Annotated in this window: 28 protein-coding genes, 3 tRNA genes and 1 riboswitch; of the genes, 18 read left to right on the top strand and 13 right to left on the bottom strand. The window is 62.7% G+C overall.

Annotation, left to right across the window (positions count from 1 at the left end):
- Positions 1-322 precede the first annotated feature (322 nt).
- Together AAFP29_RS17765 and AAFP29_RS17760 are read left to right on the top strand one after the other, a co-directional pair.
- Positions 323-823: an alpha/beta hydrolase gene (locus tag AAFP29_RS17765; protein WP_419218709.1), complete on the top strand. Its 501-nt coding sequence runs from the start codon at positions 323-325 to the stop codon at positions 821-823.
- 178 nt (positions 824-1,001) lie between these two features.
- Positions 1,002-1,826 carry an alpha/beta fold hydrolase gene (locus tag AAFP29_RS17760; protein ID WP_419218772.1) on the top strand — a complete coding sequence of 275 codons (825 nt, stop codon included), beginning with the start codon at positions 1,002-1,004 and terminating at the stop codon, positions 1,824-1,826.
- Here the strand turns inward: AAFP29_RS17760 and AAFP29_RS17755 are convergent.
- The 4 genes from AAFP29_RS17755 to AAFP29_RS17740 are packed head-to-tail and all read right to left on the bottom strand — an operon-like array spanning position 1,790 to position 4,484.
- On the bottom strand, positions 1,790-3,094 hold the full coding sequence (locus tag AAFP29_RS17755) for an amino acid deaminase (RefSeq protein WP_419218708.1): 1,305 nt from the start codon (positions 3,092-3,094) through the stop codon (positions 1,790-1,792). The genes AAFP29_RS17760 and AAFP29_RS17755 overlap by 37 nt on opposite strands.
- Positions 3,091-3,486 carry a VOC family protein gene (locus tag AAFP29_RS17750; protein ID WP_419218707.1) on the bottom strand — a complete coding sequence of 132 codons (396 nt, stop codon included), beginning with the start codon at positions 3,484-3,486 and terminating at the stop codon, positions 3,091-3,093. Before AAFP29_RS17750 ends, AAFP29_RS17755 begins: the two co-directional genes overlap by 4 nt.
- A gap of 13 nt (positions 3,487-3,499) precedes the next feature.
- Positions 3,500-3,769 carry an ArsR/SmtB family transcription factor gene (locus tag AAFP29_RS17745; protein WP_419218706.1) on the bottom strand — a complete coding sequence of 90 codons (270 nt, stop codon included), beginning with the start codon at positions 3,767-3,769 and terminating at the stop codon, positions 3,500-3,502.
- 52 nt (positions 3,770-3,821) lie between these two features.
- Positions 3,822-4,484, bottom strand: a complete 663-nt coding sequence (locus AAFP29_RS17740) for a DNA-binding response regulator (RefSeq protein WP_419218705.1) — start codon at positions 4,482-4,484, stop codon at positions 3,822-3,824.
- A gap of 99 nt (positions 4,485-4,583) precedes the next feature.
- On the opposite strand from AAFP29_RS17740, the gene AAFP29_RS17735 reads away from it, so the two are divergent.
- The 7 genes from AAFP29_RS17735 to AAFP29_RS17705 all read left to right on the top strand — a co-directional run bounded on the left by AAFP29_RS17735 (position 4,584) and on the right by AAFP29_RS17705 (position 7,537).
- Positions 4,584-4,856 (top strand): GlsB/YeaQ/YmgE family stress response membrane protein, encoded by a 273-nt coding sequence (locus tag AAFP29_RS17735; protein ID WP_419218704.1) that lies wholly within the window; start codon positions 4,584-4,586, stop codon positions 4,854-4,856.
- 50 nt (positions 4,857-4,906) lie between these two features.
- Positions 4,907-5,266, top strand: coding sequence for an ANTAR domain-containing protein (locus AAFP29_RS17730; RefSeq protein WP_419218703.1), 360 nt, complete (start codon positions 4,907-4,909; stop codon positions 5,264-5,266).
- 243 nt (positions 5,267-5,509) lie between these two features.
- Entirely contained in the window at positions 5,510-6,712 is a 1,203-nt protein-coding gene (locus AAFP29_RS17725; RefSeq protein WP_419218702.1) for a lipase family protein, read from the top strand.
- A gap of 86 nt (positions 6,713-6,798) precedes the next feature.
- Positions 6,799-6,871 (top strand) — tRNA-Glu (locus AAFP29_RS17720).
- Positions 6,872-6,908: 37 nt separating this feature from the next.
- Positions 6,909-6,985, top strand: a tRNA-Asp gene (locus AAFP29_RS17715).
- A gap of 55 nt (positions 6,986-7,040) precedes the next feature.
- Positions 7,041-7,114 (top strand) — tRNA-Phe (locus tag AAFP29_RS17710).
- 78 nt (positions 7,115-7,192) lie between these two features.
- Complete coding sequence (locus AAFP29_RS17705; protein ID WP_419218701.1) at positions 7,193-7,537, top strand: nitroreductase/quinone reductase family protein; 345 nt, start codon at positions 7,193-7,195, stop codon at positions 7,535-7,537.
- A 12-nt stretch (positions 7,538-7,549) separates the two neighbouring features.
- On the opposite strand, the gene AAFP29_RS17700 is transcribed toward AAFP29_RS17705, so the two are convergent.
- Complete coding sequence (locus tag AAFP29_RS17700; protein WP_419218771.1) at positions 7,550-8,131, bottom strand: TetR/AcrR family transcriptional regulator; 582 nt, start codon at positions 8,129-8,131, stop codon at positions 7,550-7,552.
- Positions 8,132-8,302: 171 nt separating this feature from the next.
- Between AAFP29_RS17700 and AAFP29_RS17695 the strand changes: the two genes are divergently transcribed.
- The 6 genes from AAFP29_RS17695 (at position 8,303) to AAFP29_RS17670 (ending at position 14,835) form a co-directional block, all read left to right on the top strand.
- Positions 8,303-8,911 (top strand): NUDIX hydrolase, encoded by a 609-nt coding sequence (locus AAFP29_RS17695; protein ID WP_419218700.1) that lies wholly within the window; start codon positions 8,303-8,305, stop codon positions 8,909-8,911.
- Positions 8,912-9,021: 110 nt separating this feature from the next.
- Positions 9,022-9,573 carry a YceI family protein gene (locus AAFP29_RS17690; protein WP_419218699.1) on the top strand — a complete coding sequence of 184 codons (552 nt, stop codon included), beginning with the start codon at positions 9,022-9,024 and terminating at the stop codon, positions 9,571-9,573.
- A gap of 161 nt (positions 9,574-9,734) precedes the next feature.
- Positions 9,735-11,426 (top strand): adenylate/guanylate cyclase domain-containing protein, encoded by a 1,692-nt coding sequence (locus AAFP29_RS17685; protein ID WP_419218698.1) that lies wholly within the window; start codon positions 9,735-9,737, stop codon positions 11,424-11,426.
- 144 nt (positions 11,427-11,570) lie between these two features.
- Positions 11,571-12,803, top strand: coding sequence for an acyl-CoA dehydrogenase family protein (locus tag AAFP29_RS17680; protein ID WP_419218697.1), 1,233 nt, complete (start codon positions 11,571-11,573; stop codon positions 12,801-12,803).
- A 4-nt stretch (positions 12,804-12,807) separates the two neighbouring features.
- Positions 12,808-13,938 (top strand): acyl-CoA dehydrogenase family protein, encoded by a 1,131-nt coding sequence (locus AAFP29_RS17675; RefSeq protein ID WP_419218696.1) that lies wholly within the window; start codon positions 12,808-12,810, stop codon positions 13,936-13,938.
- Positions 13,939-13,968: 30 nt separating this feature from the next.
- Complete coding sequence (locus AAFP29_RS17670) at positions 13,969-14,835, top strand: oxidoreductase (RefSeq protein WP_419218695.1); 867 nt, start codon at positions 13,969-13,971, stop codon at positions 14,833-14,835.
- Positions 14,836-14,871: 36 nt separating this feature from the next.
- Here the strand turns inward: AAFP29_RS17670 and AAFP29_RS17665 are convergent, their stop codons facing one another.
- From AAFP29_RS17665 to AAFP29_RS17655, 3 genes are all read right to left on the bottom strand, one after another.
- On the bottom strand, positions 14,872-15,369 hold the full coding sequence (locus AAFP29_RS17665; RefSeq protein WP_419218694.1) for a hypothetical protein: 498 nt from the start codon (positions 15,367-15,369) through the stop codon (positions 14,872-14,874).
- Positions 15,370-15,462: 93 nt separating this feature from the next.
- Positions 15,463-16,092, bottom strand: coding sequence for an alpha-ketoglutarate-dependent dioxygenase AlkB (locus tag AAFP29_RS17660; protein ID WP_419218693.1), 630 nt, complete (start codon positions 16,090-16,092; stop codon positions 15,463-15,465).
- Positions 16,093-16,145: 53 nt separating this feature from the next.
- Entirely contained in the window at positions 16,146-17,297 is a 1,152-nt protein-coding gene (locus AAFP29_RS17655) for a pyridoxal phosphate-dependent aminotransferase (protein ID WP_419218692.1), read from the bottom strand.
- 70 nt (positions 17,298-17,367) lie between these two features.
- On the opposite strand from AAFP29_RS17655, the gene AAFP29_RS17650 reads away from it, so the two are divergent.
- Together AAFP29_RS17650 and AAFP29_RS17645 are read left to right on the top strand one after the other, a co-directional pair.
- The gene (locus AAFP29_RS17650) at positions 17,368-18,579 is read left to right on the top strand and encodes an alpha/beta hydrolase family protein (protein ID WP_419218691.1); all 1,212 of its coding nucleotides are present in this window, start codon (positions 17,368-17,370) and stop codon (positions 18,577-18,579) included.
- A 69-nt stretch (positions 18,580-18,648) separates the two neighbouring features.
- Positions 18,649-19,197 (top strand): hypothetical protein, encoded by a 549-nt coding sequence (locus tag AAFP29_RS17645; RefSeq protein ID WP_419218690.1) that lies wholly within the window; start codon positions 18,649-18,651, stop codon positions 19,195-19,197.
- A 3-nt stretch (positions 19,198-19,200) separates the two neighbouring features.
- On the opposite strand, the gene AAFP29_RS17640 is transcribed toward AAFP29_RS17645, so the two are convergent.
- Positions 19,201-20,862, bottom strand: a complete 1,662-nt coding sequence (locus AAFP29_RS17640; protein ID WP_419218689.1) for a DNA repair helicase XPB — start codon at positions 20,860-20,862, stop codon at positions 19,201-19,203.
- Between the two features lie 76 nt (positions 20,863-20,938).
- Complete coding sequence (locus tag AAFP29_RS17635) at positions 20,939-23,230, bottom strand: helicase-associated domain-containing protein (RefSeq protein WP_419218688.1); 2,292 nt, start codon at positions 23,228-23,230, stop codon at positions 20,939-20,941.
- Between the two features lie 74 nt (positions 23,231-23,304).
- On the opposite strand from AAFP29_RS17635, the gene AAFP29_RS17630 reads away from it, so the two are divergent.
- Positions 23,305-23,505, top strand: coding sequence for a hypothetical protein (locus AAFP29_RS17630; RefSeq protein ID WP_419218687.1), 201 nt, complete (start codon positions 23,305-23,307; stop codon positions 23,503-23,505).
- Positions 23,506-23,577: 72 nt separating this feature from the next.
- Here AAFP29_RS17630 and AAFP29_RS17625 read toward each other — a convergent pair whose 3' ends face one another.
- The 3 genes from AAFP29_RS17625 to AAFP29_RS17615 all read right to left on the bottom strand — a co-directional run bounded on the left by AAFP29_RS17625 (position 23,578) and on the right by AAFP29_RS17615 (position 25,450).
- A complete protein-coding gene (locus AAFP29_RS17625; RefSeq protein WP_419218686.1) occupies positions 23,578-24,228 on the bottom strand; it encodes a transglycosylase family protein in 651 nt (216 codons plus the stop codon).
- A gap of 5 nt (positions 24,229-24,233) precedes the next feature.
- A riboswitch (cyclic di-AMP (ydaO/yuaA leader) is annotated at positions 24,234-24,446 on the bottom strand.
- Between the two features lie 237 nt (positions 24,447-24,683).
- Positions 24,684-25,217 carry a flavin reductase family protein gene (locus tag AAFP29_RS17620; RefSeq protein WP_419218685.1) on the bottom strand — a complete coding sequence of 178 codons (534 nt, stop codon included), beginning with the start codon at positions 25,215-25,217 and terminating at the stop codon, positions 24,684-24,686.
- Entirely contained in the window at positions 25,214-25,450 is a 237-nt protein-coding gene (locus tag AAFP29_RS17615) for a hypothetical protein (protein WP_419218684.1), read from the bottom strand. Before AAFP29_RS17615 ends, AAFP29_RS17620 begins: the two co-directional genes overlap by 4 nt.
- Positions 25,451-25,567: the final 117 nt, after the last annotated feature.

The following is a 25,567-nucleotide window of genomic DNA, read 5'->3' as shown; positions in this document are numbered from 1 at the left end:
CTGATCCATTCATTCGTTCGGATGACCTTGTTCGTAGCCGCGGTGCACGTGGTGCGCGGGTAGGGGAGCCGCCGCGCGCTTGACGGTCGACCCGGATCGCGGTCATGCCGCGTCCGGCATCGACACATCGGGAATGGGCGCGAGTCCGACGGACTTTTAATCCGCAGGTCCTCGGTTCGAGCCCGAGAGGGGGCACCAGATCGACTAGGCTTGTCGGCACAAATCCACCTCATTTACCCGGAACCACCTCGGTCCTTGACCGGGGTGAACTCGGGTAAACGAGGTGGATTCGCAGGGTCGTCAGCCCGGTAAGGAGTCGCGAATGCTCTTCATCCATGGAGCGGGCGGATACCTCGACGATCGGCCCTTGGCGGAAGGACTCGCCGACGCCACCGACGGCGCGCTGCTCCTGCCGCATCTGCCCGACGACGATATGTCCGTCGAGACGTGGGCGCGCGTCGTGCGGGACTCGGTAACCGAGTCCGGTACGAGAATCGTCGTGGCGCATTCGTTCGGGGCCTCGATACTTCTTCACGTTCTGGCTCAACAGGATTGGCCGATATCCGCAGCGATCCTGTTGGCGATGCCCGACTGGAGTCCGGCGGGCTGGGATAGTCCCGACTACGCGTTCGACGGCCCGGAGCCCAGCGTCCCGATATCGCTGCACCACTGCCGCGACGACGAGATTGTGTCGTTCTCGCACCTGGCATCGCATGCCGCGCGGCTGCCGTCGGCGCGCGTTGTCGAGCACATCGCAGGCGGACATCAATTCGGTGGAGCCCAGTCCGCAATCGTCGCCGATATCGAGACGTATTCCTACTGAGTCTCCTTTCGGCTCACCGGATTCCGATACTTGGCCCAGCGGTCCGCGCTCTTCACAGTGCGAATTCAGTCTCGCGAGTAGCCTGGTTCAAGTGAGCGCCAATGTCTTCGGTCCAGCCAAACGCGCCTTTGGGCATGTGCTGCGTCCATATCCCGCCGACGCGGTCCCGGCCGGTTCGATGGTCGAGTTGGCTGGTCGAGGCTCGACCTACGTCACCGATACCGGCCCACGCGATGCGCCCGCGGTGTTCTTATTGCACTCGGTCCTGACCACCGGCCTGCTGTGCTGGTATCCGAGTATCCCGGCTCTGAACGAGAACTATCGAGTCATCACCCTCGACGCTCGATGGCATGGGCGCGGCATCCGATCCGACGATTTCACGCTGACCGACTGCGCCGACGACGTCGTCGCTCTGGCCGATGTACTCGGCATCGACGAGTTCACCGCGGCGGGTTTCTCAATGGGCGGTGGCATCGCGCAGCTAGCCTGGCGTCGCCACTCCGACCGGGTAAACGGTCTGGTGCTCTGTTCCACCGGCCCCTTCTTTTCGACAAGCAAGCCGGAACATCAGGCGAAGGCTCATCGCAGTGGACGCGTGCTACATACGGTCGACCGGTTGTTGCCTCATCCCACGGAAGCCAAACTCGAGGACACCGACGCGCATACCTCGATGTGGGCGCTGCGACAGTTCTTCTCAACGCCGCTCGCTGAAATGTCTCGGTTTGGAAATGGTTTGGGGGAGTTCAACTCCCGGGACTGGCTCGGCGAGATTGACGTGCCGACGTCGGTGGTGGTGTCCACGCATGATCGCGTAGTCGAGCCCGAACGTCAGGAACTGCTCGTAAACGGGATCCCCGGAGCTCGACGGTTCGATGTCGACGGCGGACACGCATGTTGTGTCTTGGGAGCGCAGAGATTCGTCCCGAGACTCGTGGAGGCTGTCGAAGCGGTGACCGTGGGTACTGTTCAGAAGAACGTCAGTACCGCGTCGACAACTCGGTAGTCGTCGTCGACGACGGCCAGTACCTTCCACTTGTCCAAGGTGGTGCATGGATGCGACACCGTCGAGCAGATCAGGTCGCCGACGCTGATGTCGGCGGCGGTCGGCACCGCGACGTGTGCGTGTTGATCGCTGAGCTTCAGCGTTGTTGCACCGCTGAGTGATTCGAGTCGGTGCGGCGATTCAGAACCGCTGCCCTGTCGAACGATCTTGACCGGCACCGGAAGTCCCGCGTCGAACGAACAGTCGCGCCGTCCCATCGAGGTCAGAATCAAACCCGGTTCGGGTCGGGATAGGACCGTCGACCACACCTCTAACGCGTTGTGTAGCAATGCTTCACCGTTTCGTCGACCGGCCAGCGGGGAGCCCCGGTCATACATCCCGCCGTCCTGAGTTACGTAACACCCGCTGCGCAACACGATTCGCGCCGGAACCGGCCACCCTGGATTCGCGAATGTCGTCAGAACCCGGTCGAACCATAGGCTTCCACCCGCGGTGATGAGAATCGATGACGCTGATCGCAGACTTGAGGTTTCGACGAGCGCTCCTGCGATAGCTCGTACGGCGACCAAGAATTCGTCCACCGCCGATGTATCGATACCGCCGCCGGGGAGAAGACCTTCGAAACACTCAACACCGACCAGGCGCAAATGTGGTGCTTTGTCTATCGCGGCCGCAACATCTTGTGCCGCAGGCACATCACGAATGCCGCAGCGTCCGTCGGCATGTCCAACTTCGATCAACACATTGACTGGCCGTGGGCACGCCGAGCGGGCGAGTTCCAATTCCAGGAGGTCGACGGCGGCGACGGAGTCCGCCAGGCAATAGAAGTCGAAACCCTCATCGGATGCGATTTCGCTTGCCAGCCAGGAGATTACGTTCTTCTCGACCAACTGGTTCGCATAGATGATGCGTCCGACGCCGAAGTCCCGATATAGGCGCAGGTGTGCGGGAGTGGCCGCGGTCAGCGCCCATGCGCCGATCTCGATCTGCCGCGCGAAGACCTGCGGCGCCATCGTCGTCTTGCCGTGCGGTGCGAGTAGTGCGCCGGTAGCGTCGCAAAACTCTTGCATGGCAGTGATATTCGACTCCAGGTCGCGTCGTCGAAGGATCGCGACCGGCATGGGGAGATCGCCGCCGATCACCGTATGGCCAGCATCGGCGAACGCCGCGAGCGACTGAGGTGCAGAACTCAACGGCAGGCCTTTGGTTCCAATCGGTAAGTCCGTGTCCCGCAGTGCGTCCACGCGCGCGGCGTCGAAAGTAGTCACTCGTTCATGCTCACGAACTGGAGCAGATTGCCGCAGGTGTCGTCGACGGTTATCGCTGTGGTGGTGCCCATATCGGCAGGTTCACCCAGTGCCCGAACGCCATTGGCCACCAACTCGGCATAGGCGGCCGCGACGTCGTCGACCATGAATGAGGTGCACGGGATCCCGTCCTCCACCAGAGCTTGCTGATATGCCAGAGCGGCCGGATGTTCGTTGGGCTCCAACAACAATTCGACGCCGTCCGGTGCGTCTGGGCTGACTACGGTGAGCCAGCGGGCGGCGCCGATCGGTATATCGTTCTTGACGACAAAGCCGAGTTTTTCGGTGTAGAAGGCCAGGGCCTTCGCCTGATCGTCAACGAAGACACTGCTGACATAGATGCGTGGACGCATGATATTGCTCCGTTCAATCGGTGGGCCAGCGCGCGGCGATGGCTTTGAGTGGGTCGGTATCAACTGTGTGAATCTTGGTGCGGCCGACTCGCCGCGAATGCACCAGACCGGCCTCTTCGAGGATTGTGAGATGCTGCGAAATAGCTTGTCGGGTAGCGGTATTGGAGTACTTGGTGGCTACTCGGGTGCAGATGTCGAACAGTGTCAGGTCGTTGACTGCGACGAGTTCGTCCAGGATCTGCCGGCGAGTCGCATCAGCGATGGCACGGTAGATGTCGGACACTCGCCAACAATAGGCAAGTGTTTACTTGCCTGTCAACCCGGGCGCGAGGGGGTCAGTTGATAGTCGGGTCGTCGATCTCGTTGTGGTTGAGTCGACGACGGTCGGGGAGGAAGCCGTGCTCAACGCCCCAGAGGGCCGCTTGGGTACGGGTTGTCACGCCGATTCGTCGATAGCAACTGCGGATGTATGTTTTGACCGAGTTGATCGAGAGCCCGGCGCGATCGGCGACCTCGGCATTGCTCAGACCCTGGGTGATCAAAGCCAGGACCTCTGATTCGCGCTGAGTCAGCCCTTCTTCGCGGCCCGGCCAGTCGCCAGCGATGACCTTCGTGCCGGTGCGATCGAGGTGTACCGCTCTCTCGCCGCGATGCACGGCCAGCAACGCGGCGACGAGTGAGGCCGCGGGCAATCCTTTCGCGATGTACCCGCTAGCCCCATTCGCCAATGCCGCATCGATCAACTGCGCGTTGAGATTCCACGAGTAGACGACAACTTTGTCGACCAGCGGATTGGCGGTGAGTCGACGCACTTCCGCACGGTCGCCCTGCGGATTCGCGAACGAATCGTAAAGCGCGATATTGACTCGCTCGCTGACGTCGGTGTTGGTATTCAGTTCGACTATTTCGATGCGGTCCTGGTACGAGCGAAGCATCGTCGCCAGACCCTGTACGACTACTTCGTAGTCGTCGACCAGGGCTACTCGAATCGGTGTCATCACACAATCATATTGGTTCCAACTACACCCCTGAGGGTGAAGACATGACGTGCCCAGTTCCGTACGGTTCTCGCTAGCGGGTGAGGAAAGGAATCGAGAATGACACTGTCGCTCAGCATTATCGGCTGGATTGTCCTTGGCGGTATCGCCGGATGGATTGCTTCGAAGTTTATGGGAACCGATGCGCAACAAGGAGTCCTGCTCAATGTTGTCGTGGGTATCGTCGGCGGACTGCTCGGCGGATGGGTGTTGCGCCTTGTCGGAGTCGACGTCGCTGGCGGTGGCTGGCTCTTCAGCTTCTTGACCTGCTTGGCGGGTGCGTGCCTGCTGCTATTCGCGGTGCGACTCATCACGGGGCGTCGACCTGCCTGAGTGATGCCATCGGAGTGTGATCTGCGCGATGCCGTAGGGATCGGGATGTCATGACACTTGAATCCGAAACATGTTCGGCGAGTGCGGAATTCCGCGACGGCGGCGAAGTGCCCCAGGACTGTGGACAGTCGACGTTGGACCGGATCGCCGAGGTCGTCGAGCAGCGAATGCTGATCGAGCAGGCCAAAGGTGTGTTGAGGTTCGTGTACCAACTCGACGATCAGCGTGCGTTTGATTTGCTGGTGTGGCGGTCGCAGGTGACGAATACCAAGCTCCGGGACCTCGCGGCGGCATTGTGCGAGAAGCTCGACACGGTCGCGCCGTCGAGCGACACGAGGGCTCGCTTCGATCAGCTGTTGTCGACTATTCATGAGGGAGTCGCCTCAACCGGCATCGACGCTGGCGTCTAGCCGGGTTCGCCATCTCGGGAAATTCGTCCGAATAGCTAGATGCCTGGGGCATATTGCCCTAGGCGCCCACTTATTCGGACGAATTTCCCGACGGTTCTGTAATCGGGCGGAATAGACACCGGGGGCGATCAAGTCGTCCGGTGTAGCGGCGATTCGCGTTGGCGAAGTTGATGATTCGGGTCTCAGTCAACGGTTTCGTCGGTCACTGTTGAGCGTGGGCAAGCTCAGCGGAGGTGGCGGCAAATGACAAGTCGAATAGTCGGTGTGGTCGTGGTGGCCATCGCCCTGGTCGCTGGTGGCCTGACGGTCGCTCCTGCCGCTCGGGCGGTACCGCCATCAGGCGACTCCTTCTACCGCTACGGGGGCAATCTCGCTGGCAAAGCGCCGGGACAGATTCTGCGGTCGCGCACGGTGAAATTCGTATCCGAGGGGCAAGTGGTTCCGGTTGCCGCCACTCAGGTGCTCTACCGCAGCATCGGGGAGAACAATCAACCGATTGCCGGAGTGACCACGGTCCTGCGTCCGCGAACGGCCAAGAAGACGCGTCTCCTGTCATTTCACATGGCCTACGACGGGCTTGGTTCGCAATGCGATCCGTCGTACACCCTGCAGGGAAACAAGCCGGGAACAGCGGGACGTCTTGAGCAAGTGAAAATCATCGAATACCTTGCCCGCGGATTCACCGTTGTGGTCCCGGATTACGAAGGCCAGCAACAAGAGTGGACCATCGCGCGTCAGTCCGCACGACTAGCGCTCGACAGTGTCCGGGCGACCGAAAGCTTGCTGCGACTGCCGTCGTCGACGCCGGTCGCGTTACTTGGATACTCGGGTGGGTCGGTGCCAACCGAATTTGGGGCGGAACTGGCACCGGCCTATGCGCCCGAGCTGAAGATCGTCGGGGCCGCCGCGGGAGGGCTGCCGGTGGATCTGGCGCATAACCTTGGCTATGTCAGCGGTAGTAAGAACTGGGCCGGCGTCATACCGGCGCTGGTGGAGGTCTACCGCCGTACTTACAACCTCGACGTCGCATCGTTTCTGTCGAAACGCGGTCGGTACTTGATCGAGAAGGTTCGCAACGGGTGTATCGCATCGTTCGCTGGCAAATATCCAGGCCTGACGAATGCCGACATGGTGCGTGCCCCCTACACGAGCCTGCTGCAGGTGCCGTCGGTGAGCAGAGCCATCGCCCGCAATGTGATGGGCACGATCGGCAGGCCGCGGGTGCCGATGCTGCTCGGCGTGGGACAGTCCGACCCGACCGGCGACGGCGTGATGATCACCGCCGACGTCGCGCGGCTGGCCGCGAACTATTGCGCCAAGGGGGTGCGTGCGCACTACTCACGCTATGCCGGTGATAGCCACGCGAAGGCGTTCCTTCCCTTCGAGGCAGAGGCGGACAGCTTCCTCACAGCACTGTTCGACCGGCGACCGGTTGCCACCTGCTGAATCGCAAAAATCGGGTGTGACCAGACGATTTGTAAATCGTGGCAGTCGTGTCATAAGCTAATTCAGCTCCCAAACGGAGAACACCGGCCCCCTTCGTCTAGCGGCCTAGGACGCCGCCCTTTCAAGGCGGTAGCGCGGGTTCGAATCCCGTAGGGGGTACGCATGGCGAATCGCTTAGCGATTCGTCGGGCAGCAAGGCCTTGTGGCGCAGTTGGTTAGCGCGCCGCCCTGTCACGGCGGAGGTCGCGGGTTCAAGTCCCGTCAAGGTCGCCAAAAATCACCGGCAAACGCCGGTGATTTTAGGTTTCGGCGCATGCCGGTGCCGCCCGGCCAGGTAGCTCAGTTGGTACGAGCGTCCGCCTGAAAAGCGGAAGGTCGTCGGTTCGATCCCGACTCTGGCCACAGAAAAGCCACCTGGTGACAGGTGGCTTTCATCGTATCTGGGGCAGTTTCGCGGAAGGTCCATGTACCTTCGACCTCGTGAGTTTCTTTCAGAATGCCGCGAAAGTCTTCAACAAGGCGGTCACCCCGCTGCTGTCCGCGCCGGTGGTCGGCGATCGATTGGCCAAGTCGATGGCTGTCATTTCCTACACCGGGCGACGGACGGGGAAGACGTTCAGCACTCCGGTGAATTATCAGAAGAGGGACGACGACTCGCTGATCATCGGCGTGATGATGCCCGACAGCAAGACCTGGTGGCGCAATTTCTATCCCGATCCGGCCCCGATCACAGTGGCCATCGGCGACACAGCCCGGACCGGCACCGCGGTTGCCCAGCGCGATGAGAAACGCGGTGTGCGCGTCAAAGTCACCTTCGAGGCCTGAACTGAGTTGTCCCTACGGTGACCCAATCAGCGCCGCGAGGATTCGCTGCGACCGAGCGGTCATTTCCTTTGCCGTCTGACTGGGGTTGCGAATCCACCATTCGATGAGCGCGGTCACCGAGTATTCCCACACCAGTGCGGCGGCCGACAAGTCATCGGCATCGCGCAAACCGAGGATCTGGAATCCACGTGTGCCACCCGCGGCCGCCTGCGCGCGCAGTTCCTGTTGCTGGGTGTATTTCACGGTGGCCGCGCTTCCCTCAGGCGCGCTGCGGTCGAATACCAGATGCCAGTCGGTCGGTCGGTCGGCGAGAGCCCCGAATATGGCGGCCAGTACGGTCTCGGCTCCGATGTCGGTGGTATCGGCATGGGTCTGGGCCATCGCATCCGCGATTGCTTGGCGCAGGCGTTTTCCGACGTTCTCCGCACACGTGGCGTATAGGTCCTCTTTGGATCCGAAATAGGTGAGCACTAATGCTTTCGATACGCCCGCCCGGTCGGCGATCGCGGTCAGCTGCGTCCGCACGAAACCTGACTCGCCGAATTCAGCGCACGCGGCGTCGATGATGAGCGACTCACGCTCGTTTCGCGGCATACCTTTGGTACCAGCGCGCGAAGAAGTCATGTGAGTGACATTCTCACATCGGATGCCGACACCGCTCGGCGGTCCAAATCCACCTCGTTTACTCGAATTCACCTCGTCGCATATACGAGGTGGATCCGGGTGAATGAGGTGGATTGCCGCCCCGTCCTGTAGACCAGACGCATGGCTCACATCACCCGGTCCGGCGCGCGCGATCGGCTCTCCGCCTGGCCGCGGTGGGAAATCGACAATTCTGACGGTCGTCTGCGGGCCTCGGCTGTCGCGATCACGGTGGTTCATCGGGCCGGAGTTCCGGGGATCTGGGTGCTCAAACGTCCCGCGTCGATGCGCAATCACGCCGCCCAGTTCGCGCTGCCCGGCGGCCGGCTCGATCCGGGCGAGACGCCGGTTGACGCGGCTCTGCGGGAACTGAACGAGGAACTCGGCATTGAGTTGGACGAGGACGCGGTGATCGGGGTCCTCGACGACTTCGAGACGCGGTCGGGATATCTAATGACGCCCATCGTCTGCTGGGCCGATGACGATCCCGCGATTACCCCGAATCGAGACGAGGTATCGAATGTGTTCTTTATCACATTCGATGAGTTGGGCGTTCCGCCGCGCTTCATCTCGATTGCCGAGTCCGATCGGCCGGTCATACAGCTTCCCATCGCGAACTCGCTGGTCCACGCGCCGACGGCGGCTGTCGTCTACCAGTTTGCGGAAGTGGTGCTGGCCGGTCGGGACACCCGCGTGCATGAGTTGGAGCAGCCGGTTTTCGCGTGGAAGTAGGCGAGCGCGCCGGAGAGTCGGGAATCGATGCGGACTGCAGTCCGTTTGAGCTAGTGTCGGGTGAGACAGCGTCGCCCGCCCAGACAACCCGAATTCTCAAGGAGCTCACCATGACTGCAGCAACCACTTCGCCCCTGGCCGTCGGCAACTGGGTAATCGACCCGACCCATTCGACCGTCGGCTTCTCCGTCAAACACCTGATGGTCAGCAAAGTGCGCGGCACTTTCGAGAACTTTTCCGGCGCGATCAGCATCGCCGAAGACGGCAGCCCGTCGGTTAACGCGGAGATCTCGGTCGCATCGATCTCGACCAACAATGAGCAGCGCGACGGCCATATTCGGTCGGCTGACTTCTTCGACGTCGAAAACCACCCAACCGCCACATTCGTCTCGACTTCGGTTGCCCCAAAGGGTGACGACTACGTCCTCGAGGGTGATTTCACGCTGAAGGGTGTGACCAAGCCGGTCACGCTGAACCTGGAGTTCAACGGCGTCAATCCCGGGATGGGACACGGACCGGTCGCCGGCTTCGAGGCCACCACGGTCCTCAGCCGTAAGGATTTCGGCATCGATATCGAGATGCCCCTCGAAGGTGGCGGCGTCGTGATCGGCGACAAGATCACCATCACCCTGGAGATCGAGGCCGGCCAGCCCGCCGCCTAAATCTGCGCGCAAATATCGACCGCGGAACACGCGGTAAACGACACTGACCGGGCCGGCACCACGAGTGCTGACCCGGTCAGCGGCGTTTCGCCGGTAGGGTAAACGGAAGATCGCGCACCGCCGATCGATCACCGGAGACCGGCCGCTGGAGGAGATGCGCAATGCCCCAGTCGCCCGCCGTGCGCGCCGCAGTGGTCGATGCGAGCGCCCGGGCCAAGCGACTGCTCGTGACGGGCGGCGTTCTCGACTTCGACCAGCGGCAATGGTCCAAACTCACGCTTGCCGAACGTGCGCGTCTGGCTCGTCACGCCGCGTGGGTAGCCGGGATCGCATCAATCGGTGGAAACGCACTCATCGGGGTCGAGACCATGGTCATGGTGGTGTTCTCGCTTAATGGCGGTGAGTTGTCGTGGTCGGGTGCCGAGCTGCCTAGTATCACCATGGTCGCCGCCGCGCTGGTGGTCAGTGTCATTCTCAATACTGTTTTGGCGGTCGTGCTGTTCCGGCCTCAGTTGAATTGGTTCATCAGCGGGGAACCGGCTGACCGCGCCCGCCGCCGCGCGGTCATCGCCATTCCGTATCACCAGGTGTACGCGACATTCGCGGCGTGGGGATCGGCGCTACTGGTCTACGCGATTTGGAATCACCATCTCGCGTCGATCCAATTCATTACTGTCGCAGGCGGATTCGTGCTGGCCGCAGTATCGAGCGCGTGTATCACCTATGTCTTCATCGAGCGTGCTGCCCGACCTCTTGCGGTAATCGCGTTGCGGGACAGCCCGATCGGCCACGTAGTGCACAGCGTCGCGAAACGCATGATCGTGGTGTGGGCGGTCAGTTCGGTGGTCCCGATGGCCGGTCTGCTGATGATCAACGTCGGCCGTGGTGTCGGTTGGCTGCCGCCGGTGGCCGGCCGAGTCGATTGGGCCACATTGGTTTTGGCGTTGGTGAGTCTTGCCGCCGGCATCCGGGTAATTTTGCTCGTCGGATCGGCGATAGCTGACCCGCTGATCGACTTGCGCAAGGCGGTCGAGCGGGTCGACGAGGGTGACCTGTCCACCCGGGTTGCTGTATACGACATGTCTGAACTGGGTGTGTTGCAGCACGGATTCAACTCAATGGTCGAGGGGTTGGAAGAGCGTGAACGAGTTCGTGAATTATTCGCGCGTCACGTCGGCGACACCGTTGCGGCGCAGGCCCTCGAAGGTGGCGGTGCCGCGCGGGGGACTAAGACTGTCGTCGGTGTGCTCTTCGTCGACATCACCAGCTCCACTCGACTTGCCGCACAACATGACCCGGTAGCCATCGCCGCGGTGCTCAACCGTTTCTTCACGATCGTCGCCGACGTCGTCGGGCGACATGGCGGCTTCATCAACAAATTCGAGGGCGACGCCGCCCTGGCGATTTTCGGTGCGCCGGTCGCGCTCGACTCGCCAGCTGACGCCGCACTTACCGCGGCTCGCGAGCTCGCCGCGCAGTTGACGCGATCACTCGCTATCAGGTGGGGGATCGGAGTCTCCTACGGAACCGTTTTCGCTGGCAATATCGGCGCCGAGACGCGGTACGAGTACACGGTGATCGGCGACCCGGTCAACGAATCTGCGAGGTTATCCGACGCCGCTAAACGGGAAGGCGTACCGGTCCTGGCCAGTGGCACCGCGATAACCGCGGCCGGTCCCGGCTCCACCGGCTGGTCGCTATTGTCGACCCGCGTATTGCGCGGACGCTCGGAGCCAACCGAACTCTTCGCGCCCGACGACATGCCCCGCATACGTGGGACAGCGCAACGCAGCATTATCGGTGACCTTGTCCGAGCGCCGTATCAGGCAATTGTTCGGCGTGGTGTCCACTGAGTGGTTTGGTTGACTGCGGGTTTCATGCGCCGTGTATCCACTGGCGTCGGACCGGCTTGACAAATAGTGTCGCGGGTTAGCATTATCCGATAACGGCCGTTGTCAGAATTATCGAGCGGCTCCTCAACCTGTGAAGGGAGCCAGATGGATCTGGAGTGGTCACCCGACGAACTCGATTTTCGTGACGAGGTCCGAGCATTCTTGGACGAATATCTGACACCCGATCTGCGGCGAGCGGGGCGGCTGATGACTAGCGTCTACTCCGATCACGAGGCAAGTATGGCCTGGCAGGCGATACTTCATGAGCGCGGATGGGACGCGCCAGCCTGGCCGGTGCGCTACGGGGGTTGCGACTGGACCCTCACTCAGCACTACATCTTTTCCCGGGAACTAACTCTTGCCGGGGCTCCCGCACTGTCTCCCATGGGAATTCGCATGGTCTCGCATGCCATCATGGCATTTGGAACCGACGAGCAGAAGGACTATTTTCTGCCGCGCATCCTGACCGGAGAGGTGTTCTTCTGCCAGGGATATTCCGAGCCGGAAGCCGGTTCGGACCTTGCGGCGTTGTCGATGGCCGCCGTTGACGACGGCGATCACCTCGTGGTGACCGGCAGCAAGATCTGGACCACGCATGCGGGCGAAGCCAATTGGATGTTCGCGCTGGTTCGGACTTCACGCAAGGAACGCAAACAACAGGGCATCACCTTTGTGCTGATCGATATGACGTCTCCGGGTATTGAAATTCGCCCGTTGGTGATGACGTCGGGCGAGCAGGTGCAGAATCAAGTGTTCTTCGACGCCGTGCGGGTACCCAAGACCGGGGTCCTCGGGCAGATCGACGACGGCTGGACCGTTGCGAAATATCTACTCGAGTTCGAGCGCGGCGGCGGCGCGGCTGCCCCTGCGTTGCAGGTGATGCTGGAGAATGTCGCCAGCGCCGCCGCGAATCAGCCGGGCGCCGGCGGCGGACCACTCATCGATTCGCCCCTGTTCGCACATAAACTCGCCGATGCGCGGATCCGAACTCAGGTGTTGGAGATATTCGAGTACCGGGTTCTCGCCGCCGTTGCCGCCGGAAAGAACCCCGGTCCAGCGTCATCAATGGGGAAGATCCTGGCGACCGAGTTAAGTCAGACGATCACCGAACTGGCTATGACAGCGGCGGGTGTGCGTGGGCGGGTCTACCAGCCGCATGCGGCGGTACCCGGCGGCCCGATCAGTGAATACACTCCGCCCGACGACGGATATGTCAGCGGTGACCCGTGGCAGGCGGTTGCGCCGCTGCGGTACTTCAACGACCGCGCCGGGTCAATTTACGCCGGTAGCAACGAGATTCAGCGCAATATCCTCGCTAAAGCAGCATTGGGGCTGTAACACAATGGATTTCACTCTCACCGCAGAGCAGCAGTTGCTGCGTGACGGACTGACCAAATTTCTCGCCACCCGATACGACCTCGATACCAGTCGTGCGGCGGTGAAGACGGGTGCCGGCTGGCAGCCCGACATCTGGCGTGCCTTCGCCGACGAGTTGGGAATCCTGGGTGCCACGATTCCGGAAAGCGCGGGTGGAATGGGCGGTGGCCCAACCGAACTCATGGTGATCGCCGAGGCTCTCGGCCACGGACTGGTGGTGGAGCCGTATGTCGACACCGTTGTCGTCTCGGGTGGATTGCTCGGCCGGATCGGTACCGACGCCGCCGTCGAATTATTGGCGAAGATCGCGGCGGGTGACGCCGTGGTCGCACTGGCCGCTGTCGAACAGGATTCCGGAGCACTCGGCGAAATCTCGACCGTCGCCGAACGCGATGGCGACGACTGGGTGCTGCGCGGCAACAAGATCGTCGTTCCCAGCGCGCCGTTGGCCACGCACCTGTTGATCAGCGCGCGCACTGATTCCGGTGTCGCGCTATTCGTCACCGAATTCAGCGCGGATACGCCAGCGTCCGGTCTCACGGTGCACCCGGTGCGCACTGTCGATGATCGACTGGCGGCGGATTTGGTATTCGACGCCGTCAGGTTGCCGGCCGCCGCACTGTTGACCGACGTCGAAGTGGATGGCCTGTTGTCGGCCGCCGTCGACGAGGGGGCGGCGGCGGTGAGCGCCGAGGCCGTCGGAGCGATGCGAAAGGTGCTCGACGATACTGTCGAATACTGCAAACAGCGCCACCAGTTCGGTCAGGCCCTTGGCACCTTCCAGGCGTTGCAGCATCGACTGGTCGATATGCTCCTCGAAGTCGAACAGGCCTCTGCCGCAGTACTTCTCGCGGTGCTCAACCTTTCCGCGCAGGCCGACGATCGAGCGCGTGCGGTGTCGGCGGCAAAGGTGACCGTCGGGCGGGCGGCGCGATTCGTCGGACAGAATGCCGTCCAGTTGCACGGTGGAATGGGGATGACCGAGGAACTGGCCGTCGGTCATTATTTCAAGCGGCTCACCGCTGTGCAGTACGAGTTCGGTTCAACCGACTACCATCTAGATCGATACACCCGGCTGACTCGGCCGACGGTGTAAATCCCGGGCGAGACTTCATAAGGAGAACCGATGGGTTGGTCTACTGCCGATATCCCTGACCAGAGCGGCCGGACCTTCGTGGTCACCGGCGCCAATAGTGGGCTGGGTGAACAGACTACGCGCGCGCTCGTCGGGGCCGGCGCGAACGTCGTGATGGCGTGCCGCAATCTCACCACGGCTCAGGCACTCGCGGACACGTTGGGCGAACGCGCACGCGTCGAGAAACTCGACCTATCCGACCTCGCGTCGATCCGCGATTTCGGATCTCGCGTCGACACCGTCGATGTGCTGATCAACAATGCGGGCGTGATGGCGGTGCCGGAACGGCGAACCTCTGACGGATTCGAAATGCAAATGGGCACAAATCATTTGGGCCACTTCGCGCTGACCGGTCTGCTCCTGGACAAGGTGACCGATCGGGTGGTGACGCTGTCGTCGTTCATGCACCAGCTCGGTCGCATCAATCTCGACGATCTCAACTGGGACAAGCGCCGATACCGGCGCTGGAGCGTCTACGGCGACTCCAAAATGGCCAACCTGATGTTCGGTAAGGAACTCGCGAAGCGCCTGGAGGCGAGTGGATCGTCGGTGGGGTCGATGATTGCTCATCCCGGCTATGCCGACACCGGTCTACAGGGACACACCGAGTCGTTCATGGACCAGTTGATGGCGATCGGCAACAAGACGCCGTTCGCGCAGTCCGCCGAAGCCGGCGCGTTGCCGACCCTTTTCGCGGCTACCTCGCCGGAGGCGAAGTCGGGACTGTTCTATGGCCCCAAGCGGATCATGGTTGGTCCACCGGCAGTATCGAAGTACAACCGGCGGGCCAACAACCAAGGCACCAGGAATGGGCTGTGGGACCTGTCAACGAAGCTGACCGGTGTCTCGGTGGCGTAAGCGGCGGTAACTTCAGCGCCGCTCACCCGGCGTCGTCTAGCGCAGCGTGAATTTGATCGCATTCGATGCCCCGGATACGGCATCGGTGACGGTGATCGAGTAGTCACCGGCGGCTTTCAGCCTGAATAGCTTGCGAGATGTGCAGAATTTGGACTTCGCGGTTCCGTTTTTCGCGGTCACTTTGGGGCCGGTGAGTTTCACGGTCATCTTGCATTCATCACTGCCGACTTCTTCGCCGGTTTGGATGACGGAATTCCACTTGACGCCGATCTGTGAATTCCTTGGGTAGACACCGCTTTCAACGGCCTTCACACCGTTGCCAGGCAGTACCCAGACGTTGATCGAGCGCACGCCGTTGGGTGCATCGGCCCGACCGAGTTTGCCATAGTGCTGTTGTTTCTTCGATGACGAGCCAAGGTCGGAACTTCCCGCGCTGCCGAAGATATCGCTCGATCCTTCGGCGTGTACCGGAGCCGCACATACGGTGAGAGCTGCTGCGGCGGCGAGTGTTGCGATTGCGACTTTGTGCTTCATACGAGAACTTCCCAGGCGTCGACGTCGTTTATAACGAAACGATTAAACCACGCCATGGCTGGGCATCCCGATTCGGCCGGAAACGTCCGATTGCTACCAAACGCCCAGTTCACGGAACTGGATGCTAATTCTTGGGCCGACGCTCGGGGACTTGGGCACCGCATGCTCCCAGGTTCGTTGGCAGGACCCGCCCATGACCAGCAGGTCGCCAGCGCCGAGGGTGAGACGTATCGACCGGCCACCGTCAGCCGGACGCAACAGTAGAGGACGAGCCGTACCGACCGACACGATCGCGATCAAGGTGTCTCGAGTGGCGCTGTGGCCGATCTTGTCGCCGTGCCATGCGACGCTGTCGTTGCCATCCCGGTAGAAACACATTCCGGCAGTCGCGAATCCTTGCGGAAGTTCGTGCCGGTAGTGCTCGCTCAAGGTGGTGCGTGCGGTGTCCAGCACAGGGTCGGGAAGTGGCATTGTCTGGTCGTAGGTGCTGACCAACCGCGGCACCGCCACCACGCGGTCATACATCTGCCGGTGCTCGGCGCGCCAGGGTACATCGGCACGCAATTTCTCGAACAGGATGTCCGAACCGCGCAGCCAGTGCGGATGTAGATCAATCCATGCGCCGTCGGAGAGTTCTCGACGGGTTCCTCGGCGGCTCAACGGATTCAGCGCCGGCGCATCGGCCGGCTGCTCGAAGAGTGAACCTTGTAGCCCGGTGGACATATCGCCAGAATAGCAGGTAGTCGAATGAATGTTCGAGTTTGGCGGCGGTGTGTCTACAGCCGCGCCAGGCGGCGCGCGCCTTCGATCAGCGAGGCGTCGTCCTTCGCGAAGGCGAAGCGCACCAGATGTTTCCAGGGTTCGGGGTCATCGACGAATGCGCTGACCGGCACCGCCGCGACGCCGATGCGTTCGGGCAGTTCCCGGCACAGTGCTGCCGCGTCGTAATAGCCGAGCGGCCGCGGGTCGGCGCAGACGAAATACGTTGCCTCGCTGCGGTGTACGCCGAATCCGGCGTCGGCCAGGGCGTCACTGAGCAGATCGCGTTTGCGCTGCAACGACTTCGCGGATTGGCTCACCCACTCCATTTCGGTATTGAGTGCGTGGGCCACCGCGGGCTGGAACGGTCCACTGCCGACGAATGACATGAACTGCTTGGCGCAGCGGGCGCCCTTCACCAGGTCGGGCGGGCCGGACAGCCAGCCGACCTTCCAGCCGGTGCAGTTGAAAGTCTTTGCGGCACTGGAGATTCGGACGGTGCGCTCGCGCATACCCGGTAAGCTCGCGATCGATGTGTGCGTCCGACCGTCGAACACTAGGTGCTCGTATACCTCATCGGCGATGGCGATTACGTCGTGCCGCACGCATAGGTCGGCGATGGCCCGTAGGTCTGCCTCTGAGAATACGGTGCCAGTGGGGTTATGCGGCGAATTGACAATGATCGCAGCCGTTTTCGGGCTAAACGCTTCGGCCAGCCGGGCGTGGTCGAGGCGAAACCCGTCGCCGTCGGCGATCAAGGGGACGCTGCGTCGGACCGCTCCGGCCATCGCGATGGTTGCCGCGTAAGCGTCGTAATAGGGCTCGATGAGTACCACCTCCGAGCCGGGCTCAACGAGACCGACGACCGCTCCGGCGATGGCCTCGGTTGCGCCGACGGTGACGAGCACTTCGGTGTCGGGATCGTATTCCAGGCCGTAGAGCCGTTCTTGATGAGCGGCGACGGCGGAGCGCAGCGCGGGTACGCCCAGTCCCGGCGGGTACTGATTATGGCCGGTGGCGATGGCCCGCTGCGCGGCGTCGAGCATGCTGGGCGGGCCGTCGGCGTCGGGGAAACCCTGGCCGAGGTTGATCGCGCCGTGGGTAACCGCAAGGGCTGACATCTCGGCGAAAATCGTCTCTCCAAAGGGTCTAAGTCGCTCGACAGTCACCGGATCACCGTACCGCCTTCGACACACTCGAGAAGTACAGCGCGTTAGGCTGCGCTAACATCTTGAGTTCATGAGGAGAATTTCGTCCGTTCTGTCGGTACTGCTCGCAGCCGCTGCTACATTCGTCGCGGTGCCGGCTATCGGCGGCCAGACCGTCGCGACCGCTGCGGTGTCGCCTATTCCAGCACCAACCGGCCCGTATCGAGTCGGCGTCCATGTCGCGCGATTCGTCGACGCTGGTCGAGCGGATCCGTGGCGACCGGGCCGGCGCGAACTTCCAGTGACCATCACCTACCCGGCCGACGATGTCCGCGGCCACGTGCGGGCACCCTATGTAACCGCTGACGCTGCCTCAATCGCGAGGGCCGGTGGGCTCGATGTCACCCGACTGGTCGGCACCCGAACCAACGGTTATCTCGACGCGCCGGTTGCGCGAAATGTGAAATCTCTTCCGGTGGTTGTCTTTTCGCCCGGATTTCTGACCCCGCGATTCGTCTACACGGCGCTGACCGAAGATCTGGCGAGCCGCGGATATGTCGTGGTCGCGGTCGACCACACCGGCGACGCCGCCGCGACGGTCTTTCCCGACGGCCGCGTTGTGGGCATGTCAGTCACCGACAGCTATTCGGAAACCACCCAGCGGAAGTCAGTCGCGGCCCGCGTCGCCGACGTTCGGTATCTGTTCGGGCAGGCCAGACGCTGGAATTCCGGGCACGTGATCGACGCTGACCGTCGGGCATTGCCGGCCGGCCTTGGCCGCGTGATCGATCCGGCCAAGCTCGGCGTCTTCGGGCATTCGATGGGCGGCGCCGTCGCCGCAGAGGTCTCTCGTATCGATAAGCGCACCGGTGCCGCGGTGAATGTCGACGGAGCGTTACGTGTCGGTACTCCCGCGGCTCCGATCGTTACCCGCCCGTCGTCGCGCCCGGTCCTACATCTGGCTAGTTCACTGCATGCTAACAGCGCCGAGGCACGTGCCAAATGGTGGTTGCCCTACCTCGCGAACACGCGGGTTAGCGGTGGATGGTCGAGGGTGTACCGCCTCGCCGATTCCGGACACGCGAGCTTCACCGACGTCGCCGCCTTTGTGCCGCAGTCGGTACCCGATGTGCCGTTTCTCGCCATTCCCGGTGGGTTGAGTCTGGGTACCGCTCCTCGTCTGGTTGCGATCGCAACTCAGCGAGCGCTGATCGGCGACACCTTCGATCGCTTCTTGAAGGAGCGCGCTGTGCCCAGACTGGACAACCCGAAGGCGTATCCGCTGGTCAGTGAGCTTCGCTAAGCAGTCAGCCGCCTGACTCATAACCACGAAACGGGCGCATCGGACTCGGGTGCGTGCCACACTTTCGCCATGACGACTTATCGCTCAGTAGTGAAACGTGTGTCGGCAGCGCTCGTTGCGGGCGCGGCGATGGTGTTGGTTGCCGGGTGTAGCGGCAGTGTGTCGATCGGTGGCTCAGACGCGATCACCAAGGCCGGGGATGCCCCGGTCGGTAGTTGCGTGAGGATCGGCACCGAGCCTAAGGACGGCAAGGTCGAGGTCTTCAAAGCCAGCTGCGATACCAGCGGCGATCTGACGTTCATCGCAGCATCGGTGGTGCCGGCCGGACAGGAGTGTGCGGATCAGAACTACTCGCATATCACCTTCGACAATGATTCCGAAAAACTCTGCGTGGCATCGAATTTCGCGGCCGACACGTGCTACCAGATTCCGACCGCCGGTAGCGCGACGCTAGCCGACTATCGGCGCATCGAGTGTTCCGCGACACCGAAAACCGGGACCACCGCCTATCGCGTGGTCAGTCGCACCGAGGGCACGGCAACCTGCCCGGCCGGCCAGCAGGCCGTCAACTATGCGCAGCCGAAGCCACTCGGATTCTGCCTGGAAGCGGCTGCCTGACCCTTACGTCTGTTCGCCGATCGCCGGCCCCAGTAGGTCGTCGGCGTCGGTGATCCGGTAGGCGTATCCCTGCTCGGCGAGGAAGCGTTGACGATGCGCCGCGTAGTCGGCGTCGAGGGTATCTCGCGACACCACCGAATAGAAATGTGCTTGTCCGCCATCGCGTTTCGGCCGTAGCAGTCGCCCGAGTCGCTGTGCCTCTTCCTGGCGCGACCCGAAGGTGCCCGACACCTGCACGGCGACCGATGCCTCGGGGAGATCGATGGAGAAGTTCGCCACCTTCGACACCACCAAGGTCTGGATCTCGCCGGAGCGGAACTGATCGAAGAGGACTTCCCGGTCCCTATTCTTCGTCGAACCCTGAATCACCGGCGCGCCCAACGCTTCTCCGAGTTCTTCCAGCTGATCGATATACGCGCCGATAACGAGGGTCGGCGCGCCACGGTGTCGGTCGAGGATCGCTTTGACGACGTTGACCTTGGTATGCGCCGTCGAGCACAACTTGTACTTCTCCTCCGGCTCGGCCACCGCGTATTGGAGGCGTTCGTCGTCGGTGAGTGTTACCCGGACCTCGACACAATCTGCCGGCGCGATCCAGCCTTGTGCCTCAATATCTTTCCACGGAGCGTCATACCGCTTCGGGCCGATCAGGCTGAATACATCGCCCTCGCGCCCGTCCTCGCGGACGAGTGTCGCGGTGAGTCCGAGTCGACGTCGGGACTGTAGATCGGCGGTCATTCGAAACACCGGCGCGGGCAGCAGATGCACCTCGTCGTAGATGATCAGCCCCCAGTCGCGAGAGTCGAAGAGATCGAGATTCTTGTACTCGCCCTTCGATTTTCGGGTCATCACCTGATAGGTGGCGATGGTCACCGGACGAATCTCCTTGCGCTCACCGGAGTATTCGCCGATCTCCTCCTCGGTCAGCGATGTCCGGGCGATCAATTCCCGCTTCCACTGCCGGCCGGCAACGGTATTGGTCACCAGGATCAACGTCGTCGCCGAGGCTTGCGCCATCGCCGCCGCGCCGACCATCGTCTTACCTGCACCGCAGGGCAATACGACGACGCCGGAGCCGCCAGCCCAGAACGATTCGGCGGCCAGCGCCTGGTAGTCGCGCAGATGCCAGTCGTCCTGTGCCAGGGCGATCGGATGCGCTTCGCCGTCGACATATCCCGCCAGATCTTCCGCCGGCCACCCCACCTTGAGCAAAATCTGTTTGAGACGTCCGCGCTCGGATGGATGTACGACCACGGTGTCGTCGTCCAGGCGTTCGCCGAGCATCGGCGCCACCTTCTTGTGCCGCAGGATTTCCTCCAACACGGCGCGATCGAAGCTGACCAGGGTCAGACCGTGCGCGGGATGTTTGACCAGTTGGAGTCGACCGAAGCGGCCCATCGTATCGACGACATCCATCAGCAGCGGTTGTGGTACCGCGTACCGCGAGAAGGTGACCAGTGCGTCCACCACCTGCTCAGCGTCGTGGCCGGCAGCGCGCGCGTTCCACAACGCGAGCGGGGTCACCCGGTAGGTGTGTACGTGCTCGGGTGCGCGTTCGAGTTCGGCGAACGGGGCGATCGCGGCACGGGCGGCGCCGGCGTCGGCATGATCCACCTCCAGTAGGAGAGTCTTATCCGATTGCACGATCAAGGGTCCATCAGTCACCCGATCCATTGTCCAGGTGTGCGGCGATGTTGTCAGGTGAGGGTCCTCACCGATCTCCGACGAGGGCCCCACGCACCTACTTCTCGTCGAGTAATTCGATGCTGGTCACCCGGTGTAGCGAGAAATGCTGCTCCTCGTCGGTGGCGACGTCGGCGGCGACGAGTTGCCCCGCGCCGAGCAACCGTGGCCGAACGATATGCCGGCTCGCTCCACCGTGTGCGTCGACATAGTCGATGCGCAACTGTCGGGCGGTGCGTAGTGCCAATTGGATCAGCGCTACGGCCGATTCGCCGCTACCGCTCGCCCGTACCGGCGCTGATGCTTTACGCGGTGTCGCACTCGCCCGGTCGGCCGACCGAATCCGCGACACGATCTGCTTGAGTTGCGCGGGCGTCGGAGCTGGGCGCCGCGGATCGGACTGCCGGGGGGCGCGGGTGTCGCGGATCCGGCTGCCTTGCGGCCGCAAGTCGACCAGGGCGCCGGAGGAATCCTCACCGGCTGGAGTGAATCCCGCACTGCGCAACTCGTCGATGACGTCGCGCACCGATGCGCCCGACACTGCGACCGTTGGTGCCAGTGCCCGCAGCGCGAGCGCTTCGGCGGCGTTGCTGCGCAACACTTCTGCCATCGTCGCGGGGTCCTCGCAGCGGACGAATGCCGACGCGATGCCGACGCGCAGGCTGCCATGACGTCGTGCGACATCCTCGATCAGATAACTCAATGCCTGAGGGACCGGCGTCGACGAGTGGGTGGTGAACATCGCGATCAGTTCGGCCCCGCTGCGGCCGGCGTCAAGTGCTCGCCGCACGCTCGCTTCGGTGACGCGGTAAACCGAAGCGGCACCGCCGGATTCGAGGTCAGCGACCAGTTCGACCTGATCCGCGAGTTCATGTGTCATCGGTCCGGGCACGACCAGGGTGAGGTCGGCCTGGGTGAGGAAGTGGTCCACCGGTTTCGGTAGGGAGATGTCGATAGCCGACGAGATCGCCGCATCGGACTCGGCGGGTGGCGCGATGAGCGCGGCCCGTCCGACGCTGCTCAGCGCGTTATGTGCGACCAGCCCCAATTCCGTTGCCTCCCTGATATTTTCGGATATCAGGGCTCGGGTGAACTGGCGGAGCCGACGGGGATGGCGCCAGAGTAGATAGGCGGTGAGATCGTCGATCGACACGCTTGTGCCCGGCAACGCTTCGCTCAGCGCGGTCAGAATCGTCATCCGCAGGGCGGCGGCCTGGCCGTCGTAGACCTCGGTCGACAATGCGGGTAATGCGTTGCCGTCGCGGTCGGGTTGGCCGACCAGCCAGGCGCGGCGAGGCATCCGGAGCCAGGTGGCGAGCAACGCCTGCCACTGGCGTTCGGTGCTTTGGCGTAGCCACCCATCGGCCGCATGCGTTGGCGCCCAGGCGAAATCATCGGCGCCGACCGCGGGCGTCGGATCGGGATATCCGGCGTCAACGAATCGCAGATAGCCGAGCAGTTCGATGATCAGTCCGACGCGGGTCAATGACAGGCCGGTGGACTTGGCGAGGCGACGCAACTCACGAATACCCATCGCGCCCGATCGCAGTACGGCGGCCGGAGTCTCGCCGAGCAGGTGAAGCAGCAGCGTCGAATGGCGGATGAGTTCGAGGGCTTCGCCACCGGCCGCGGCGTCGACGTCGACGAGAGTGAATCGAGACTCCTCGCCGGTCGGCGTCAACGACGGGGCGCGTAAGTCATCGAGGCGCAGCAGTGGCTCGTGGCGCAGTAACTGGCGGACCACCGGCACGATTTCCACGGTCTGGTCGTCGATGCGGGCCAGCATGCCAGCCGCCAGCAGCGTCGGGACCGGGAGAGACGGGTCGCTACCTGGAGCGGCGTCGCGGCTGCGGCCCAGCGGTGGTCCCTGTGACAGTGTCGTGAGAAGTGCGGTCTGCGGCTGCGGGAGCTGATCGAGTTCGGCACGCCATTGCTGCGGGGTACGCGTGGCCGTCGGCGCGGTGATATGCCGTCCCTGCCACGGCATTGCCGAGGGTGCATGGGCAGGTGCGACGAGCCGTCGGCCGTCGGTCCACAACAACGCCCGTTCGGTCAGCAGCGTGATTCGCTCGGCGATGTCGGCTGGTTCGGCCCGGCCGGTCAGCGCCTTGGCAACCGCGGCCGGCGTCGGGGGTTTGTCGGCGGTGGCCACCACGTCGAGGACGGCTACCGCGAGGAGATCCAGCGATTCCCCGGCCAGCGTGATCGACGCCGCCGACAGCGCGCGTTGGGCCAGTACCCCGGTGCCCTGCGGCGGTGGTGAGGCGAGGTCGGGACGGGCGGCCAGGAGAAGGGCCAGCTCGTCGTCGGAGCGGTCGGCTAGTTCGATGGCGAGCGACTTCGGCGTCATCGAATGACCGCCACCGACCGCTTCACACTCATTCGATCAACCTTACTTACCGAGCGCATGGCACAATAACCGACGTGGCTGATAAGGAACCTGCAGCAGCGGCTGCCAAGAGTAAATATGTCGACAACGGCTGGCCGAACACCGATGGCGAGCATGCCGTCTCGGAATTCGCCGCCAACGTATCGGGTGCGTTGTCTCCGTTCGGGAGTACGGAATTCCCGCTCCCGGTTGAGGATCTGCCGTTTGTGCAGTCCAAGACGGTTGTCAACAGGTAGAAGAATTGGAGAAGGGCCCTGCACGGGTGAAAACCTCGTGCAGGGCCCTTTGTCTTTGGGGCGCTAGGCCGTTCAGGGGAGGGGCAGCAGCGACTTGTTCTTGTTGTAGAAGTCGAGCTGGCCCTTGTCGAGCTGGTAGCCGCTGTTCTTCGCAGCTGTCCACAGGTTCTTCACCGCCGGGTCAACGGTGCCCTTCTTGCCCGCGGTGGTGAGAGCGTCGTCAACCTGCTTCTTCACCTCGGTGGTGTCCTTGGCGTTGGGAGCAGTCTTCAGCGAATTCTGCGGCGCGGCCTTGTCGGTCTTCGGGGTCTTCAGGTTCGACGGCGCGGTGGTCGGAGCGTCGCGCTTGGTCGGGCCCGAGAGAACTCCGCCGCAGGTCGGCCATGCGCCGTTGCCCTGCGTCGCGAGAACGCGCTCGGCGATGGCGATCTGCTGTTCGCGAGTCGCCTGATCCGCCGAGGGGGCGTACTGGGTGCCGCCGTGGGCGGCCCAGGTGCTCGGGCTGAACTGGAGGCCACCCTGGTAGCCGTTGCCGGTGTTGATCGCCCAGTTACCGCCGGACTCGCAGGCAGCGACCTGATTCCACTCGGAATCGGTGGCGGCGCTGGCGTTACCGGCCGAGAGCATCGCCGCTCCGCCGCCGAGGACGGCTCCGGTGAGGGCGACCTTGGCGAAGGTCTTGGTGGTTGTGGTGGAGGTCGGCTTGCGATGACGTCCGGACATAGTGGTATTCCTCTCTCCACGCGCCTACGAAGTCAGCTGTCGGGTTCGAGCGAGAGGTTGCCCGGCCCCACGTGCGGCTGGAAGCCGTTTGCGGAGCTACACCCCAAGGATCTGTCGTAACGTTTGGGCGTTACCCATGCGATACATCAGAACCGGGTCTCAGGGGAGAATGGGTCCCCCGTCCTTGTTCCTGAATTGCAGTTGTGCGACCCAGCTGGCGGAACAAGGCTCGGCGCGGCCAGCTGATTCGTTTTTAGGTTTGGGTGACAACCTGGCTGGTGGTCGCTTTGAACCCTACGGGTTCATAGCGGGTGGATCACCCCAGCGGCGCAAGTGATTTTTAAGGGTGTTTCCCCGGGTGCGGCGTCGTCTGAACGTCTTACCTGCTCACGCCAGTGATGCCCCGTTTGTAGCCGATCCGTTATGCAGTCGTTATGTGACAAACGTCACAGGCATTAGGTGGCTTGCGACACGCGCTTGCGGACTTCCAGCGAGCGGAATGTGCTCGCGTGAAACACAAGTGGTTCGACGCCGGGGTCGGCATGCAGGGCGTCGATGCGCAACAGGACGAGTGTGTGATCGCCCGCGGGGATCTCGTTGTACAGGCTGCACGAGAGCGACGCGGCCGCAGCCGGGATGAAGACGGCTTCGGAACCCGCGTGCAGGGGATCGATGTCGTCGAATCGATGCTCGGCCGGACCGGCCAGCTGTTTGCACAAGTCAGCCTGATCGCTGGAGAACACACTGACTCCGATCGAGGTGACGCCGCGCAACCTTGGCCATGTTGTCGACGTGTTCTGCACGCAGAGCGAGACCAGCGGCGGGTCCAGTGAGACTGTGCTGAACGCGCTCGCGGCCATCCCGACCAGCTCACCGTCGAGCCGACAACACACTGCGACGACGCCAGACGGGAAGGCGCTGTATGCCTGTCGGAGACTTGTGCCGTCAGTGGTGGGGGTCAGGGAAAGTTGAGTCGAATCTGCGGTCATGCCGAACGCCGTTTCTTGTCGGTGGGTTTTGTAGAGCGACCCGTCACGACTGTTGCGATCAGTGCGATCACAAGTCCGACGGGGGCACACATCGTGAGTACGTAGACGAGGGTTGGTGCGGTCCGACCGTCGGCGACGAGCGGCGTCACGAACAACGCGACTATCGCTACCAGCCCGATCGCAAAGATCGCGATGGAAAGTTGCAGCAATCGGTTGGAGCGGTCGGAGCGCATGAAATCAACGGTAGTGCACGCGTATGCGGCAGTCGGCCAGCGAGACAGTCGATGCGTAAACCGGGGTGACCGGAGTGGACGACGTTGGATAGACTGGTCGCAACAACACGCGCCTTT

The organism is Gordonia sp. CPCC 205333 (genome assembly GCF_048537885.1).
Lineage (GTDB): Bacteria > Actinomycetota > Actinomycetes > Mycobacteriales > Mycobacteriaceae > Gordonia.
This window is presented reverse-complemented; position numbering and strand designations above follow the sequence as displayed.